We start from the raw sequence: 1,756 nt of genomic DNA on the forward strand, positions 1-1,756 counted from the left end.
ATAGTTGCTCCCCTCATGCGTCACTTGTGCCAGATCGCTTCCTTCATAACCTTTACTAAGTGAGTTAATGATTTTTGCATAGCGAGCATTCTTTGCAGCAAACAATTGAATCAGCTCAGTTAGTTCATGATTTGCTAGATAGGTTTCTTCTGCACTTGGATGATCCGTTATGATAAAGTCAATCAAACCTGCTGATGAATCACCATTAGCGCTACCAATACTTTTATCCAGTGAATCCCAACGCGCCTTGACATAGGATCGACCATCCTTTTCATTTACATCGCGTGTTTCATAGTGACGCCAGACCGTAGCCTCGGCAATTCGAAAGCGATAAGAAATTAATGACTTTAATCGGCCTTTGTGTGAATCAAATGATTTAACGGTTTCCCACAAGGACAAATTAAATGCTGAAATAAAGTCTTCTTCTGGGATTGAAAGGCGGAATTGACTTGCTTTGCGAACGGCATTTCCTGCACAGGTTCCAATATATTTTTTCAGTAGAACGAATATTTCCTCAAAAATCCGTTCTTTTGTTTCTTTATCACTTGCTTCGACATACTGATCTACCAAGATATCGACAGTTAACCAAAGTTTATTATTTGGTACGCTCATCAGTGACTCAACTCCCCAAGTATGAAATTCCGATTTATCGGTTCCATCTTGTTGTGTTGACTCATTCACATTTTTGTGACACAAATATACATGTATATTACTATATTTGTTAACAACACTTATATAATAATAAGCACATAAACAGAAAAGATGCGCTCACTCAAAACAGGTGAATTATTAAACATTGGTTAATTTTATAACAGTATATTACACCATAAATGATATGTATAAGCTGAATGACCATGCCAAATGACGCTATTCGTTCAAAAGCTACCTATTTTTTGCCATTCTAAAGTAAGGTGAATAAATATTCACGATTTAATAAATCATCTCAGCACGCTCATTTTAGCTCTTGCGCCATAATTCTAATAAGTTTTTGTACACTTTTAGTTCTTCCGAGGTCATATCTTTCTCTGCTCTAGTTAAAAGATCTGAAAATAGTTCTGCACCATCCATTCGTTTAATCGTTGACAAGGCTCGGAACCGATCCACATTTACTTGATCTACTCGTATTGCAAAAGGTCTTTTAGCCACATATACCTCTCCTGTCTCAATAATAATCATTTATACCACTACATTATACCTTTCTCACAGGAAAAGTAAACTTGTTTACAGAATACTGAACATTATCATTCGAACGGCTGCCTGAATAACCAAAAAAAAACAATCTAGATGTCACCTTTACTAAAAAACAGAAACACTTTATTGCGATGGGATAGTTAGTGAATCTCGATAGTTTCCAAGAAAGGAGTGAATAAACCATTGACGGATATTTTAGCAGCGGAGGCGACCAAGCAAGGATTGTGGGCTATTTTATACATTACTCTCTATTTCTACACTTTACGTGAAGGACGACGGCAACAAACTATCTCTGTCACACGAGAAGACAGCCTTCGCGCCGAAGCCAGTGCGCTTCGCAAAGAAGGTCTTGAACGAGAGGCTAAACTGACTGACTTTATCAATAATATGGCAAAACAATTTGAGCGGCTTGCAACTCAGTATGAAATAATTGCCGCTGACGTTCAAGAAATTCGCATTGATCTTGAACATAAGGTCGACAGAACAGAGCTCAAATAATTTTTCGGGAGGGAATGACTGTGTTTCAACTCGTTGTTATCGTGGCGCTTGTCACTGGTTTATGCCA

General features: G+C 37.8%; 3 protein-coding genes. 1 reads left to right on the forward strand and 2 read right to left on the reverse strand.

Annotated features, from left to right (window positions below):
- A partial coding sequence (locus NIE88_RS21890; protein WP_253065676.1) for a hypothetical protein occupies positions 1-681 on the reverse strand: 681 nt, incomplete at its 3' end.
- 276 nt (positions 682-957) lie between these two features.
- Entirely contained in the window at positions 958-1,146 is a 189-nt protein-coding gene (locus NIE88_RS21895; RefSeq protein WP_253065677.1) for a hypothetical protein, read from the reverse strand.
- Positions 1,147-1,374: 228 nt separating this feature from the next.
- On the opposite strand from NIE88_RS21895, the gene NIE88_RS21900 reads away from it, so the two are divergent.
- The gene (locus NIE88_RS21900; protein WP_253065678.1) at positions 1,375-1,689 is read left to right on the forward strand and encodes a BhlA/UviB family holin-like peptide; all 315 of its coding nucleotides are present in this window, start codon (positions 1,375-1,377) and stop codon (positions 1,687-1,689) included.
- Positions 1,690-1,756: the final 67 nt, after the last annotated feature.

Origin of the sequence: Sporolactobacillus shoreicorticis, assembly GCF_024125445.1 — a bacterium.
Classification (GTDB): Bacteria; Bacillota; Bacilli; order Bacillales; family Sporolactobacillaceae; genus Sporolactobacillus; species Sporolactobacillus shoreicorticis.